The organism is Pseudoalteromonas sp. AWH4_217 (assembly GCF_056161105.1).
In genome coordinates this window covers 1-14907 of sequence record NZ_JBSWYM010000016.1, presented here as the reverse complement: position 1 = coordinate 14907, position 14907 = coordinate 1, and the positions used below count along the sequence as shown (strand labels likewise).

Annotated in this window: 12 protein-coding genes; 7 read left to right on the top strand and 5 right to left on the bottom strand. The window is 48.0% G+C overall.

Features of this window, described 5'->3' with window-relative positions:
• Positions 1 to 397: 397 nt before the first annotated feature.
• On the bottom strand, positions 398 to 1468 hold the full coding sequence (gene dinB / locus ACXAH1_RS18260) for a DNA polymerase IV (RefSeq protein ID WP_475198631.1): 1071 nt from the start codon (positions 1466 to 1468) through the stop codon (positions 398 to 400).
• A gap of 192 nt (positions 1469 to 1660) precedes the next feature.
• Between dinB and ACXAH1_RS18255 the strand changes: the two genes are divergently transcribed.
• From ACXAH1_RS18255 to ACXAH1_RS18235, 5 genes are all read left to right on the top strand, one after another.
• Positions 1661 to 2713 (top strand): aldo/keto reductase, encoded by a 1053-nt coding sequence (locus tag ACXAH1_RS18255; protein WP_475198629.1) that lies wholly within the window; start codon positions 1661 to 1663, stop codon positions 2711 to 2713.
• A 94-nt stretch (positions 2714 to 2807) separates the two neighbouring features.
• Positions 2808 to 3326, top strand: a complete 519-nt coding sequence (locus ACXAH1_RS18250; RefSeq protein ID WP_475198627.1) for an NUDIX hydrolase — start codon at positions 2808 to 2810, stop codon at positions 3324 to 3326.
• A gap of 69 nt (positions 3327 to 3395) precedes the next feature.
• Complete coding sequence (locus ACXAH1_RS18245; protein WP_475198626.1) at positions 3396 to 4118, top strand: hypothetical protein; 723 nt, start codon at positions 3396 to 3398, stop codon at positions 4116 to 4118.
• Between the two features lie 142 nt (positions 4119 to 4260).
• On the top strand, positions 4261 to 6936 hold the full coding sequence (locus ACXAH1_RS18240) for a bifunctional acetate--CoA ligase family protein/GNAT family N-acetyltransferase (RefSeq protein ID WP_475198625.1): 2676 nt from the start codon (positions 4261 to 4263) through the stop codon (positions 6934 to 6936).
• 39 nt (positions 6937 to 6975) lie between these two features.
• Positions 6976 to 7923, top strand: a complete 948-nt coding sequence (locus ACXAH1_RS18235; RefSeq protein ID WP_475198624.1) for an ion transporter — start codon at positions 6976 to 6978, stop codon at positions 7921 to 7923.
• A gap of 48 nt (positions 7924 to 7971) precedes the next feature.
• On the opposite strand, the gene ACXAH1_RS18230 is transcribed toward ACXAH1_RS18235, so the two are convergent.
• From ACXAH1_RS18230 to ACXAH1_RS18220, 3 genes are read right to left on the bottom strand one after another with little or no spacing between them, the layout of a single operon-like run.
• Positions 7972 to 12435, bottom strand: coding sequence for an EAL domain-containing protein (locus ACXAH1_RS18230; RefSeq protein ID WP_475198623.1), 4464 nt, complete (start codon positions 12433 to 12435; stop codon positions 7972 to 7974).
• A 2-nt stretch (positions 12436 to 12437) separates the two neighbouring features.
• Positions 12438 to 12866, bottom strand: a complete 429-nt coding sequence (locus tag ACXAH1_RS18225; protein ID WP_475198622.1) for a GNAT family N-acetyltransferase — start codon at positions 12864 to 12866, stop codon at positions 12438 to 12440.
• Between the two features lie 2 nt (positions 12867 to 12868).
• Positions 12869 to 13072 (bottom strand): DUF3283 family protein, encoded by a 204-nt coding sequence (locus ACXAH1_RS18220; RefSeq protein WP_253048463.1) that lies wholly within the window; start codon positions 13070 to 13072, stop codon positions 12869 to 12871.
• A 206-nt stretch (positions 13073 to 13278) separates the two neighbouring features.
• On the opposite strand from ACXAH1_RS18220, the gene ACXAH1_RS18215 reads away from it, so the two are divergent.
• A complete protein-coding gene (locus ACXAH1_RS18215; protein ID WP_253048465.1) occupies positions 13279 to 13914 on the top strand; it encodes a substrate-binding periplasmic protein in 636 nt (211 codons plus the stop codon).
• On the opposite strand, the gene ACXAH1_RS18210 is transcribed toward ACXAH1_RS18215, so the two are convergent.
• The gene (locus tag ACXAH1_RS18210; RefSeq protein ID WP_475198621.1) at positions 13898 to 14167 is read right to left on the bottom strand and encodes a DUF1289 domain-containing protein; all 270 of its coding nucleotides are present in this window, start codon (positions 14165 to 14167) and stop codon (positions 13898 to 13900) included. The two genes, ACXAH1_RS18215 and ACXAH1_RS18210, sit on opposite strands and share 17 nt — an antisense overlap.
• A 128-nt stretch (positions 14168 to 14295) precedes the next feature.
• Here ACXAH1_RS18210 and ACXAH1_RS18205 point away from each other — a divergent pair, with 128 nt between their 5' ends.
• Complete coding sequence (locus tag ACXAH1_RS18205) at positions 14296 to 14601, top strand: hypothetical protein (RefSeq protein ID WP_475198619.1); 306 nt, start codon at positions 14296 to 14298, stop codon at positions 14599 to 14601.
• The last annotated feature ends 306 nt before the right edge of the window (positions 14602 to 14907 follow it).

The following is a 14907-nucleotide window of genomic DNA, read 5'->3' as shown; positions in this document are numbered from 1 at the left end:
TCATACAACAGACAAAAGTCACTAAAGCACAGTTATACCAATTTGTTTAATTAAGTGTTCTATTTTGAGGCGAGAAAATATCGTCAATAACACCGCTCTCGGGTCCTGCTATCGCTGAGGCACCTACATCCATATAGGCGAGGCAAAAATTTCGCTATTTAGTTGTTCTAAATGAGAAATTTTTAACACCGTTAGCGGCATATTTGCTCCTTCAAATTGAACAGGTATTAAGTGAAATTGGTATTATTATCGTCTCACCATCAGGTTTAGCCTTGCCAGTGAGATTAAACACATCTGGCAACGGGCCATAACCCACGAAACGACGGTTCTGTTAAATCGGTTTGCTAATACCCTAGCACACAGGCGTATAATCGCAGAGTAGTGACACAGTTATCTTTTAGTCTAAGGTCGGAACGTCAAACAGGCCTAATTGGGCCTGGCCGGATGAACTCTCACCTAGACCCAACTGAATGCCGATCAGCCTGACCGGTTTACTGCCATAGCGTTCTACAGCCTGCTCCAGCAAGGTGAATAGCACGCCCTCATCAATCTCATGATACTGGCATTCTTTGGTGGTTTGCGAAAAGTCATAAAACTTTACTTTAACGCCTAGCTTATTAAAGGTTCTCGTCCCGCGGTAGGGCTCAGAACGCCGGTGTAGTTCAGGTAACAAACGCTGGCGAAGAATCTCTTTGAGCGCATCCAGGCTTTGAATGTCTTTTTCAAACGTGGTCTCAACCCCTACTGATTTACGAACACGCTCAGTTTCTACTTTGCGCTCGTCTATCCCCTGACAACGCCGCCACAGTACATCACCAAATTTGCCGAAGCGATCCGTCATCTGTGCGCGACTCATGGCTTTAACATCCCGGCCATATTGCAGCCCCATAGCCAGCAGTTTTTCATGGGTGACTTTACCCACACCCGGGATTTTTTTCAGTGGCAGTGTATCGATAAACGCAGCCACGTCATTGGGAGTGATCACATACTGGCCATCGGGTTTGTTTTCATCACTGGCAATTTTGGCTAGGAATTTAATGGGAGCAATGCCGGCAGAGGCGGTTAAGCCTGTTTCGTGAAAAATGTCACTGCGGATCTGCTGAGCAATTAATGTGGCGCTTCCCTGATACAAAGCGCATTCCGTTACATCCAGGTAGGCTTCATCCAGGGACAATGGTTCAATCAACTCGGTATAGCGGGCAAAAATTGCTCGTATTTGCGCCGACACCGCTTTGTAAACCGACATCCGGCCTGGCACAATTACCAGCTCAGGGCACAGCTGTTTGGCCTTATAGTTAGACATAGCTGAGCGCACCCCATATTGGCGGGCAATATAATTGGCTGTCGACAGTACACCACGGTGGCTGTTCCCCCCAATCGCAATGGGTACATCCGCAAGCGCAGGGTTGTCTCGCATTTCTACGGCGGCATAAAAGCAGTCCATATCAACATGGATAAACTTACGCATGATCTCGAAGACTGGTTATTTATACAGTTATTATGTGCAAAGAATCTCACTATGGCAATACGATTGAATATTTTTTGTCACCACATACGATCTGTATTTTATTTGGAAATACTCTAAACTGGTCAGACAATGCCTGCGTATCTATAGCTCACTTCGCCGATACGCCAGACCTATTCAACACAAGGAGCATTTATGAAGTACAGCCGCCTGGGTCATTCCAATTTAGAGGTGTCACGTGTCTGTCTGGGCAGCATGACATGGGGTGTGCAGAACAATCAGCACGACGCCGATGAGCAAATCAACTTTGCACTTGCACAGGGTATCAATTTTATCGATACCGCAGAGATGTATGCCGTTCCCCCCTCGCCAGATACCTATGGTAAAACCGAGGAAATTATCGGAGACTGGTTGCGTCGTCACCCGGAAAAACGCCAGGATATCGTCATCGCAACCAAAATTGCGGGCTCGGGATTAGCCTGGATCCGCGGTGGTGCGCCTATCTCGGCAGAGGCCATAGTGCAGGCTGTGGATGCCTCACTAAAGCGCTTACAAACCGATTACATAGATGTTTACCAGTTGCATTGGCCAAACAGAACATCCCCGCACTTTTCCAAACACTGGCCGGGGATGATCACTTTCAGTGCTGTGTCTACAGAGCAGCACAAAGCAGACATGCTTGAGATCTTGAAGGCCCTAAAACAGTGCATCGATGCAGGCAAAATTCGCCACTGGGGACTGTCTAACGACACACCATGGGGGATCAACACTTACCTGCAGTTGGCACAACAGCACCAACTACCAAGGCCCGTTTCCATTCAAAACGAATTCAACCTGCTACATGCCAAAGACTGGCCATATGTTATTGAGAACTGCGTGCATGAAGACATTGCTTACCTGCCCTGGTCACCCATTGCAGGCGGTGCATTGTCAGGCAAGTATCTGGGCGGCGCAAGGCCGGAGGGCTCACGTTGGACATTGATCCAGCGCAATGGTCTCTTCCGTGATACCCAGTTTGCCCAGGAAGCCACTGCCGCCTACCTGGAGATTGCCAAAGAGCATCAAATTAGCGCCGCACAACTCGCACTTGCCTGGTGTAATCAAGTCGATGGCGTCACGTCGACTATCATAGGCGCAACCACCATGGCGCAGCTAAAAGAAAATATCAAAGCATTCGATATGAGCCTGCCGCCAGAGGCATTAGCTGAGATTGATACGGTACTTAAAACTTACCCGTTGCCCTATTAACACGTACCCGAACAAACACATGCCCGGCTGAGCCTGCTGGGCATGTTTGCCTTCTCTAAATGTGCTAGAATCGGCGCTTTTTGTGGACTTAAAAATGCGCGTTCTTAATCCAATCCCTGCGACGCCTTTGCCGGGCAGTTGCTTTACCCGCCCAGCAACACGAGCAATCATCACCAGTCAGTCGCGAATATTGCTACTCTATACACAAAGATATGACGACTACTCTTTGCCTGGTGGTGGTGTTGATGAAGGTGAATCTCTGACCGATGCGCTAGTACGTGAAGTCAAAGAGGAAACGGGTGCCCGTACCGTCACTAACGTGGTTCCCTTTGGTGTTTACGAAGAGTATCAACGCTGGCACAAACCGGACTATGATACTGTCCATATTATTTCTCATTGCTACGTATGTGATATTTGCGGTGAATTTGATGAGCCCGAGATGGAGCACTATGAAGTAAATAATGGTATGCAACCACGTTGGGTTGAGATTGCTCAGGCAATTGCGCACAACGAACGTGTGCTGGCCAGCAGCGATAAACAAGGACAGTCATTACTGCGTGAAACGCGGCTACTGCGGATGATTGCAACTGAGCTGATGCAACTGAACTTTTAACAAAGGACAAGGTCATATCTGTGTTTTGTATAAACCAGAATCATAAAAATAACACACTAAGGAAAAGTGATGCGTTCGTGGGTCGTTGCAATTGTTGTGTCTGTTGCCAGCCATCTGGGTTTGTTGTGGCTACTTGCTCAACACACTGCGTTTGTCCCCACTATCCCCCCTACCAAAAGCATTAAAACGTATCTGGTGGTCGAACAACCAAAAAAAAGTACACCAATGGTTGCTTCAGACCCTGATACTAAAGAACCGGAACCCGCACATGAGGCAGAGGAGCCTGCAGAGCAACTAGTGGCACCGAAAGAGCCATCCTCTACTGTCAAAGCAGTGGCTGTAAGCCCCATCAAATCAGTCACAGAGAATAAAGCCACTGCTAGGGTAAAATCACAACAGAGCGAGGCGTCGAGCAATACAAACAAAGACAAACCGTACAAACACATCGACCCCGCACTTGGGCTGTCTCGCTTGCGTTTGCAACAGCAGCAGCTCAACCAGCAAATAGCAGGAGACGCGCCCACAGGACAGCCTCAACCTCATCGCCTGGGTGTGCCCAAATCACACCACCTCAGAAATCAAACACTACGCCAAGTCGAATCTCAAAACCAAATTTTTACAGAATATCGCGAGAGAGATCGGTGCTACAAAGAAGTCCAGGGCGATCCCAATAACCCGCCCCCCGAGGGGTTTGCCAAGAACTGGCTCACGATGAGCAGCACCTGTGACAAAAATGCTATCACGGATGCCTATGATGCAGCGATGGGGAAATGGTTGGACAAAAACCACTAACCCTGATGGCACTTGTTTCGTCATTTTAGGTGGGCGAGTGCACCCAGATCAAAACAATGCCTGCTTTAACTCGCAACCTGTCCATAAAGCGATTAATATTTAGCAGATAACCCGCCATCATTAGGCAAGTCAAGGAGTTAGTATGAGCATTAAGCGGATAAATCAGTTCTTTAACCCCCGCTCGGTGGCTGTGATTGGCGCTTCCAGCAACCCAGATAGAGCAGGTAACGTCGTGATGCGCAACTTGCTGCATGGCGGCTTCAAAGGACCCATCATGCCCGTCACGCCAAAGTACTCTGCCGTTCAGGGGGTGCTTGCCTACCCAACGATCGCCGACTTGCCACAGGTACCGGATCTGGCTGTTATCTGTACCAATAAATCCACTCTGATACAGGTACTGACAGACCTCGCAGAACGGGGGTGTAAAAATGTCATCATTGTCGCAGCCGGGCTGGATAGTGACCAAAAAGCACGTGTACAGGCACTGGCAAGAGAAAAACAGATCACCCTGCTTGGCTCTAACAGCCTGGGGATGCTGGTTCCCCACCTGGGGCTGAATGCCAGCTTTTCTCACACCACCGCAGATGCAGGTAAACTGGCCTTTATCTCCCAATCTGCTGCGGTGTGCTCAACCATACTGGACTGGGCAAAAAGCAAACACATCGGGTTTTCTTATTTTATCTCTTTGGGCGACAGTCTGGATATTGATTTTGACGAATTGCTCGATTTGTTTGGACGGGACGCAAAAACCAAAGCCATCTTACTGTACATAGACAACATCAAAGATGTCCGTCGCTTTATCTCTGCGGCACGGGCTGCAGCCTTCAGTAAACCCGTGATCGCAATCAAGACTGGCCGTACTCAGGCAGGTGCGCAAGCTGCAATGATCCATACTGGCGGGTCAACCTCGGACGATGCGGTGTACGACGCGATGTTTCAGCGCGCGGGCATGCTCAGGGTCACCGATCTGAGGGAGTTGTTTGCCGCCACGCAAACTTTGGCGCTGCATCCTAAACTGTTGCAAATCGAGCATCTGACCATTCTCACCAACGGTGGCGGCCCGGGTATCATGGCTGTGGATACCTTATTACAGCGCAGTGGCAAGCTCGCGGAGCTCAGTGACAAAACCATAGCGGCGCTCAATGCCGTGATCCCTCAGTCCAACCACACCGCGAATCCCATCGATATTTTCGGTGATTCTGCTCCCCACCGCTACAAGCAGGCACTGGAAATTTTACTCAAGGCCGATGAGGTTAAAAACCTTTTGATCATTCACACACCGTCAGCGCTTGCCCCCAGTGAAGCGTACGCAGAGATCATTGCCCAAACCCTCAGTACCTTGCCCAAAATGGCCCGTCCTTTTGTCATGACCAACTTTATGGGTGAAGAGGCAGCGTATGAAGCCCGTGACGTCTGTGTCCGACACGGTATCCCAACCTACCGCACACCGGAAGGGGCGGTTGGTGCGTTTATGCACTTAATCAGCTATCGTCGCAACCAAAAGCACCTCACTCAGACACCGGAATCAGTCAGCCAGGATGAACTGATCAACAGCACCCATGCCAAAGCACAGATAGATGCCTTCCTGAAACAAGATCTCACTCAGCTCTCCACTCACCAGGCCGGTAAAATCCTCTGCCACTACGGGATGGAGTGCATAGATACAGACATTGCGTTAACACCCAGTGAAGCAAAAGAACAAGCACAAATACTCGGCTTCCCGGTTGCACTCAAGCTGATTAGTCCAAGCATCCCGTCTAAATCTGAGGTAGGTGGCGTGGTCCTGAACCTCAATGATGCAGATGAGGTAGAACAAAGTGCATTTGCGATTCTGCTACGTATCAAGCAAGCCTATCCAGATGCCATCATCGAAGGTTTCTCGTTGCAAAAAATGGCGCCCCGGGCTGGTAGTCAGGAGCTGCGCATCGCCGTCAAAACCGAACCGGATGTCGGCCCTGTTATTTTGCTGGGCGAAGCGGGTACCGGGTTCAATTTTAATCAGGCTGCCGTCGCTCTGCCCCCACTGAATATGAATCTGGCCAAATATTTGATAGCCGCGGCCTATGACAAAGGCGTGTTGAAAGAGCGCCTGCTACCAGAGAAAGTCGACAAATATCGTCTCTGTGCCCTGCTTAGCCGCGTCTCACAGCTGGTCGTTGATCAGCCGGATATTCAGGCAGTGGAACTCAACCCAATCCTGGCAACGGACGGACACTTTTTAATTCTGGATGCCAGCATTGATTTGCAACGATATGAACCCCTGCCCGGACGCAAACGACTGGCCATCAAACCTTATCCCAAAGAGTGGGAGCGCGCGGTTACTCTGAAGAACGGGGTTGAAGCACACCTGAGGCCGATTCGCCCGGAGGACGAACGCAACCACCAAGAGTTCGATCAATCCCTCAGTAAAGAAGACAGATATCGTCGATTTTTTGGTGAGCTTCCCCAGTTTACCCACGAACAATTGGCTAAAATGACACAGATAGATTATGACCGTGAAATGGCGTTTATCATTACCGAGCCATACAAAAGTGCCCAGCGCACTCTGGGCGTTTCCCGGGTGCTCATGGACCCAGACAACTTACTTGCAGAGTTTGCTGTAGTGGTGCGCTCCGATTGCCAGGGGCTTGGCCTGGGTAAGTTACTGATGGAAGCTGCTATTGCCTATTGCAAGCGTCAACGGGTGGGATGTATTGAAGGGATCACTCTACCGGAAAATACCGGTATGATCGGACTGGCTAAAAAGCTGGGATTCGCTGTCAGCCGGGATTTTGAAGAAGGGACTGTTGTTATGAAAATGCCACTGACAGTTCAGTAACACAAGACAACCTACTATCACAAGGTGAACAGTACATTTATGGATCTGACACTCAGACAAAAAACCGCAGGACTACTGGAAGCCAGTGGTCGATTCAGAAAAGCCGGACATACAATTGATGTATTCCTGATCACCTTGATCATTGCCAACGTGATAGCCATTGTACTTGAATCCGTGCCTGCACTGGCCACTCGCTATCACAGTTTATTTTTCTACATCGAAGTGATCTCAGTCGCCATTTTTACCATTGAATACCTGCTGAGGTTATGGTGTTGTGTGGATAAGCTCGAATTTAAACACACCTCAGGCAGTAATATTAGAAAACGCCTGCGTTATGTGTTCTCTCCTTTAGCCATTATCGATCTGCTGGCAATTCTTCCTACCCTGCTAATGGTGTTCTTCTCTTTTGACCTGCGCTTTTTACGGGTATTCCGGTTGCTACGTATCTTTAAACTTACCCGTTATTCCCGCGCAATGCAGTTACTGCTGGCTGCATTCAGAGAAGAAAGCAGTTCATTGCTTGCCGCTTTTTTTATTATGTCACTGGTGCTGGTTGTGGCCTCGTGTGGTATTTATCTGATCGAGCACGATGTACAGCCCGACAAGTTTGGCTCTATCCCTGCCGCTATGTGGTGGGCTATGGCCACCCTCACAACTGTGGGTTATGGTGACGTCGTACCCATTACGCCATTAGGGCGCTTTTTCGGTGGGGTGATCACTTTGCTGAGTATGGGGATGGTCGCTATTCCCACAGGTCTGCTGGCATCGAGTTTTGCGGATCAACTCAGAAAGCGTCGGGATGCATTCAACGAAGCGGTTCTGCACTCTCTGAGCGACGGTAAGGTCGATGAACAAGAAAAAGAGCACCTGGAAGCCTTGCGAATTGAGCTGGGGCTCAGTGCCGTAGAAGCAAATCAGGCCATTAAAATAATGACCAGCCAGCGTGTGCACGACCACTATTGCCGCCATTGTGGTGGCAAGTTATAGACGCAATCTGGCCCGCGTTATACGGACCACTGCATATCACTAATATGGTTAACTGGCCCGGGTAAAGACCTGATGCCAGTTACGCATTAATAATTCGCCGACCTCCGGTGCCGGTAATGCCTTACTGAATAAATAGCCCTGAAAACGCTCACACCCCAACATCCGCAGGAAAGATAACTGTTCCATATGTTCCACCCCTTCGGCAACACAGTACTTACCCAGGCTATGCGCCAGTGACAAGGTCGAGTGAATAATCACTTCATGCTCTTTATCCCGGCCAATGTCGCTGACAAAACTGCGGTCAATTTTAAGTGCATCGACTGGATATTGTTTGAGATAAGTCAGTGATGAATAGCCTGTGCCAAAGTCATCCATATAGAGACGACACCCCAGAGCTCTGAGTTCATGCATCCGCGAAATGGCCTGCTGAGCGTCTGCCATCATCACGGATTCCGTAATTTCAAATACCAGATAACGGCCATCAACCTGATTGCGTATCAGGATTTCCTTAATCCGCACCAATAGGTCATCATACTGAAAATCCAACGCCGACAAATTGACCGAAATATACAGTTCAGGATGAGATGTATGCCATTGTTTCAGATCAGCAAGTGCACGCTCCAGAGTCTGAAGCATAACCCGGGTAATAATCCCTGTCTGTTCAGCAGTATGAGCAAGCTCTTCAATACTGTAGCTGGGATCTTGTGGCCAGCGTAACAGCACTTCAAAGCCTTCTACTGACATATTGCTGGCGTTAATGATAGGCTGGTAATGATTGCGAAACGCTTCTTCCTGATAGGCCTTTAACAATGCTTGCTCTATCGCCAGGGCACGCTGTACTTGTTCATTTATTTCGCGATGGTAAAACTGATAGTCAGTCATCAGAGACTGCCTTGCATGGTTCAGGGCCGTTTCGGCAGCCTGATTCAGGTCAAACGCATCGCAGGCATCTTCCGGGAACATCGCAATACCCAATTTCGCTTTAACATGTACCTGTTGCTGTTCAATCTCAAAGCCTTTTTCGAAGCGCTCAAGCAGACAGTGGATATAGCGCATGACCTGCTCCACGCCCGTAAGCTGCTCCATCAATATATAGAAGTCTCTTTCATTACCAATTGCCAGGCTATCGACTTCGCGAAAACAACACTGAAGATTGGTCGCCAGTTTCTGAGTCACTAACGCTAGAAAGTCATTGCCGTAGGTGTCAGCAAAACGCTGCAATCGACTAAATTTAATCGCGATGATGGCCAAGGGCTGCCGTGATAAACGCGCTTGCTCAATCGCGTGCTGCACACGATCCATAAATAGTACCTTGTTTGGCAGCTTTGTCAGGGCATCATAATTTGCCAGCTGGTACAGTTCTTTCTCTGTGCGTTTTTGCTTGCTGATATCAGTCAGCACCAAAATGTAGTGTTTGTCTTCTGTGGCACTGATTTTAAGCAGTACCTGCCGCTTTTCACCACTTGGCAATCGCAGTGTCTCTTCTGCAACATACAACTCACCTACCTTCAGTTTGCTGATCTCACGTAAATACTTCATTCTGACATGACGTTCAAGGCCCAGTGTCACACTGGTACTTGAGGACGGCGCCTCACTGACAGAAAAAGCACTTTGCAAAGCTTTATTGCAGGCCAGGATCCGTAAATGCTTGTCAAAAATCATTACCCAGTCTCGCGTCTGTTCAAACGCCGCACCAAATAGAGTTGCACGTTCCTCAAATACCCGCTCTCGCGTCAGGTTAGTGTAGGTTCCGGCAACCTGTACCGGCACCCCATCCTGCCAGGACATCACTTTTCCGTAGTCTTTATACCAGCGCCATTGCCCGTTGATGTGCCGTAGGCGATAGGTACAGTCAATAAAGCCTTTTTCTGTCGACACAAATTCAAGCCATTCAATACGAAACAAAGCGCGATCCTGAGGATGGATCAGCTCAAGATACTCATCTAATACAATACTATCGTTGCTATAACCCAGGTCGCTCACCAATCGCGGCTGATATACAAGGTGGCTGCCGGACTGCCAGTCCCACACTCCTGAATTGCTCCCTTCCAGGGCCATCTTAAGGCGAGTTTCACTGTTTTGTGTTTCACGGTGAGCAGCCAGGATCATGCCTGCGACTTTGTTCTTCCTGTGAACCCAAAATGCAAATAATGCTGCGCCCAGTAGCACATAACAAAATAGCGCCCATGGTGCGCGCCACACAGGATAATGCACGGCGATTTCTAACTGCGCAGGCGGGGTATAATCGCCCGTCAACGGATCTTTCGCCCACACCTTCAGGCGGTAATTCCCCGGGCTAAGCTTAGGAAACACCACTCGATTACTATTGCGACTGAGAATACGCTGCTCACCTGAAAGTTGATACTCATAGACTATGCGCTCCTGTAACGTGAACGCCATGGCTGAAAACGAGACTTCCAGACCAATGTCGTCGTGGTTGAGTTCAATATAGGAAAACGATTTAAGACCGGAAGGCAGAATATCCCGAGACATCAAGTCCACATCTGTGATATTAACCTTGCTTAACAAAGATTTAGTTGGGCGATGCACTTCGGGATCAAACAAAGTAAAGCCCTGTAATGAACCGTAGCCAATACGACCATCCGCAAGCCTTACAGAGGCTCCACCGTTAAATTCATTGCTCATCAACCCATCAGCCGTTGTAAAACCCTGAAGGTGAAAGTTATCCGGGTCCAGCCGCCAGATCCCCTGATGTGACGACATCCAGATCATACCCACATCATCCTGGACCATTTCGTACAGAATATTGTTGGTCACAGTGTGCTGCTCATTTGGCATGGGCAACAACTCATATCCATCAGCAGTTAGTCGTACCAGACCATGCCTGGCGAAAGACAACCATAAAACATTGTGCTTATCTATGGTGTAACTTAGCAGGTCGACTGCACTTTGTTTATGCGCCTTGGGTACCTGATAAATCTCAACCAGTCTGTGTGCCTGGGTGTCATAGCGAAATAACCGACCTTCACTGTAAAAGACCGGATCCTGCGGATGCGTGCTGAGAGGCTTATAAAAGCCGTAACTCAGGAAAGGGTCAAACCGATCAAACTCCTCTCCCAGCTTGGTCAACCTGGCTGTATTAATATCAAACACATAAAAACCGGTTTTCTCATCCACCAGATACAGCTGCCCGTCACCTACAATCACAGCCCCTTTGACAAATCCCGACAATACCGACGTGGCCGCTTCATCCTGCGCCTGAGGCCGATAAATCTCTTCAGAGTGTGGTTCAAACACAAACAAGCCGCGGTTACTGCTAAGCCAGAGCTTGTCCTGATAGTTCAGCAACCCAAAAATAGTGAACTCGGGATAAAAGCCATCCCCCAGAAAACCGGCCAAATACTGTTCTGACTCACGGGTCTGAGGATCGTAACGGGTTAAGCCATCTCGGGTCCCTGCCCAGATATAGCCATCGTACTCGACCAGCCCCCAGACAGTACCTTTAGAAAAGCGGCCCTGAACATTACCCGGATGGACGTTGTCAAACCCCTGGGATTCAGCGGGCAAATAAAAAGCACCGTCTTTTTTCGTTGCAATCCAGATCCCTCCAAAGTCATCCCGGATAAAATAGATAACACTGCTATCTGAAACGGCATAACGACTGTCGGTCAGGCGCGTATCACGCTGTACTTGACCACTGGCGATATCATAGTGCATTAACCCCAGATCTGTCCCGAGTAAGAGCTGTGTACCATTACGTTCTATTTGCCAGATATTGAGCTCTTCGATAAGGGTTTCATACGGAACCTCAGCATCAAAATCGCGGCGCAAAGCGGCTATATCTAATTGATACATGCCTATGACGGCACCCAATATCAGGGTATTGTCATCCAGTAAATGCAGAGATTTGGTATTGGTTTGAAAAGGGTGTGTGATCTGATCTCTGTGCTTAAGCGTACGCAGTTCATCCGTTTGAATGTTATATACAAACAAGCGTTCTGCAGATGCAATAAAGAGTAAATTCTCATGTTTAAGCAGGCCGCGTACCGCCAATTGTGGATCTTCTACCGGCAACCTTATTTCTTTAGTGATTTCACCGGTCCGAGTATCCATTACAGCAACATTTTGTGCTCGTCCCAGCCAAAGTTCATGTTTACTCTTACTGAGCATCTGGAATACGCTATTCTCAAAGTAATCTTCTTCTGACTCAGGAGCAGAGGTATAACGACGATAGCTATCTTGGTCAGGATCGTAGCTAAACAGTCCAGCTCGCCCTGAAGCAATCCAGATAAGGCCACTTTCATCCTGATATATGCGGTCTATCTGCATTTTATTCAGGTCCTGATTAGGCCCTCCGACCTCCAATACCTGATAACCGTCATACCGATTCAGGCCACCTTCCGTTGCCAGCCAAAGGTAACCGTTATCATCTATCAGTAAGGTATTGACATAGCTTTGAGACAGCCCCTCTGCGGGAGACAAGCGTGCTACCTGTGCCTGAGGCACAGAAGCAAATACAAGAAGGATAAAACTGAGGATTATTCGCAACATAGTCAATTCTTATCGGGTTTTATATATTGCATTGCCTGGAGTTTACGGCCTTGCGCAACATATGTGTGGTATTTCTCTGTCAGCGCCTGAGGCAACTCCTCAGGCTCAATTTCTTCAAAACCTAATCCTGCATAAAAAGTAGCAAGATGACGATAAGCAAAAGTAAATAAAGGGGTGTGCTGCTGAGCCAGCACCGCCACTAATAACTGCCGGGCCAGCCCTTTGCCTCTGTGCTCGGGGACAACCAAAACCGTGGATAAGAAATCACTGCCTGCAACGCATTGCACTCTGCATGCCGCAATAATTTCTGTGCTCTTTAGCACCCAGTTTTGGTCCTGTCGGGTCGCCTTTCCCCTCGCCTTATGGGCTTGGTAAAACTTATTCACCAGTGGCGTCTGAATAGCAGGTAAAATCCCAGCAATGATCTCCATGGCTATGCCAGCATCAACCCCAGGTAAAACTCAAACTTTTCCTTCAATACCGTCTGCTCAGAGATAGGACGTTGATTAATGGCGTCATAAATGGCTTCTCGGCTATTTTTACCGCGTTTTATTTGATAGGCCCAGAATGACGCCTCGTACTCTAACTGAATTTGATATTTATCTTGTCGTGATAAATTACACAGGTTATAGCTCATAGTAAATTTGGTTACAGCAATCTCTGTAAAAAGTGTATCATAATTACGCTAAGGTGTATCCGATCATGCAAAATGTGCCGCTATCGAGTAAGCAAAATTGCTTCGTCTCGCAGGCAAATGGCGTGACAGGATGGTTCGATTTTCAATAAGGAGATCCATTGCGAATTTTCAGCTTGATATTGCTTTACTGTCTGAGTTTGAAAAGTATGGCATCAGATAACCGGACACTCTACTTCAACCGTCCGGCCGATACTCCCCAGGCCAGGTACGTTATCGAATTACTGCAAACCGCTTATCAACAGTTGGGGTACCAGCTTGAGCTGGTCGATTTCAACCGGCAAAGTGCATTAATTGCAGCCAATGATGGCGCTTTGGATGGCCAGCTTGGTCGGATCCATGGTGTAACTCAGGCTTACCCGAACCTACTTAAAGTTCGTTTTCCTCTATACACGTTTAATCTACAGTTGCTAAGCCGTTGCCTGAGTTGCACATTCCAGCAACTTGATTCTTTGGTCATACAGAGTGGTTACCTGGTTGCCAATCAATACCTGGAGACGACCCCGTTTAATGGCCAGCTAATAGAAGTAAAAAACAACATTACTCAGCTTAACCTGGTTACTCAGGGCAAAGTACAGGCTGCACTGGTTGTTGACTTTCACTTGCGTGAGTATCTTGCAGACATTGATTTAGAGTCTTTTAAAATAGAAACCCTGTTAACCATCGAGACTTTTCACTACTTGCATCAAAAACATAAAACGCTGATCCCACAACTAGAACAAGCATTGAATCAACTGGCTAAGAAAGGAACGGTAACCATGTTAAAAGCTAAGTATCAGATTTAAAGAAATCGTCTTGCTCTGCCGCTTGTTCTGCGTCTTTTGATGGCATGTCACTATGGCGTTTTTTCGCTGCCATCACACGTTTTTGTCGCTGCGCGCACAGCTCGATCACTTTGCGTTTTTGTTGCTCAGTTAGGGCATGCCAGTGAAAGCGCTCTTCACGACTGCGAAAGCACCCTTTACAGTAACCCCGGTTGTTCACCTCACAGATCCCACGGCAAGGGCTGGGGATCTCAAAAATCTCAATCTGTTCCATATTGACTCAAACACATGCGCTTAATTTGGTATATGGCCAAATTGACGCCCTGCTAATGGCTAAGCAAGTTCATTTTTGATTATAATACATACTGCAAACCGTATTGTATAATTAGGATAGAACGATCCATGAAAAAATGGCTTTCCCTTTGTCTGCTTTTGCCTTGTTTTGCTTACGCAGATTGGCATAGTGGCCGCATTGAAATGATAGCAATAGGATATGATGGAAAAACAATCTCTATTGGTATGGAAGGAACCACAAAAACAGACTGTAAATGTTATCCAACCTGGCCAAACCGCTTTTGCCTTGACCGAAACAGGACCTCATTCAATGAAGAGTTTTCGTTACTTCTGTCGGCCAAAGCCCAAGGTAAGGCCGTTGCACTGCAAATAGACGAAACCACCTGTGTTGTTAATGCGATGTATGAAAGGTAAGTAGAATCCAACAGTAAAAAGCCCCGCTAATGCAAGGCTTTTTAATAATGGTGCCCAGAGGCGGACAAAGTGGTCTGGAACCACTTTGAACAGCTTTAGCTGGCCGCTTGCGGTGAAATACAAGGACGTATTTCATCATCGAACCATCCGCAGGCGTGTTCGATTGCGCCAACTAACTTAATTTAGAACAGAAAGTAAAAAGCCCCGCTAATGCGAGGCTTTTTAATAATGGTGCCCAGAGGCGGACAAAGTGGTCTGGAACCACTTTGAACAGCTTTAGCTGGCCGCTTGCGGTGAAATACAAGG

Coding starts and splice junctions, on each gene's coding strand:
- dinB (WP_475198631.1), bottom strand. CDS start 1,468: ATGCGTAAGTTTATCCATGTTGATATGGACTGCTTTTATGCCGCCGTA.
- ACXAH1_RS18255 (WP_475198629.1), top strand. CDS start 1,661: ATGAAGTACAGCCGCCTGGGTCATTCCAATTTAGAGGTGTCACGTGTC.
- ACXAH1_RS18250 (WP_475198627.1), top strand. CDS start 2,808: ATGCGCGTTCTTAATCCAATCCCTGCGACGCCTTTGCCGGGCAGTTGC.
- ACXAH1_RS18245 (WP_475198626.1), top strand. CDS start 3,396: ATGCGTTCGTGGGTCGTTGCAATTGTTGTGTCTGTTGCCAGCCATCTG.
- ACXAH1_RS18240 (WP_475198625.1), top strand. CDS start 4,261: ATGAGCATTAAGCGGATAAATCAGTTCTTTAACCCCCGCTCGGTGGCT.
- ACXAH1_RS18235 (WP_475198624.1), top strand. CDS start 6,976: ATGGATCTGACACTCAGACAAAAAACCGCAGGACTACTGGAAGCCAGT.
- ACXAH1_RS18230 (WP_475198623.1), bottom strand. CDS start 12,435: ATGTTGCGAATAATCCTCAGTTTTATCCTTCTTGTATTTGCTTCTGTG.
- ACXAH1_RS18225 (WP_475198622.1), bottom strand. CDS start 12,866: ATGGAGATCATTGCTGGGATTTTACCTGCTATTCAGACGCCACTGGTG.
- ACXAH1_RS18220 (WP_253048463.1), bottom strand. CDS start 13,072: ATGAGCTATAACCTGTGTAATTTATCACGACAAGATAAATATCAAATT.
- ACXAH1_RS18215 (WP_253048465.1), top strand. CDS start 13,279: ATGGCATCAGATAACCGGACACTCTACTTCAACCGTCCGGCCGATACT.
- ACXAH1_RS18210 (WP_475198621.1), bottom strand. CDS start 14,167: ATGGAACAGATTGAGATTTTTGAGATCCCCAGCCCTTGCCGTGGGATC.
- ACXAH1_RS18205 (WP_475198619.1), top strand. CDS start 14,296: ATGAAAAAATGGCTTTCCCTTTGTCTGCTTTTGCCTTGTTTTGCTTAC.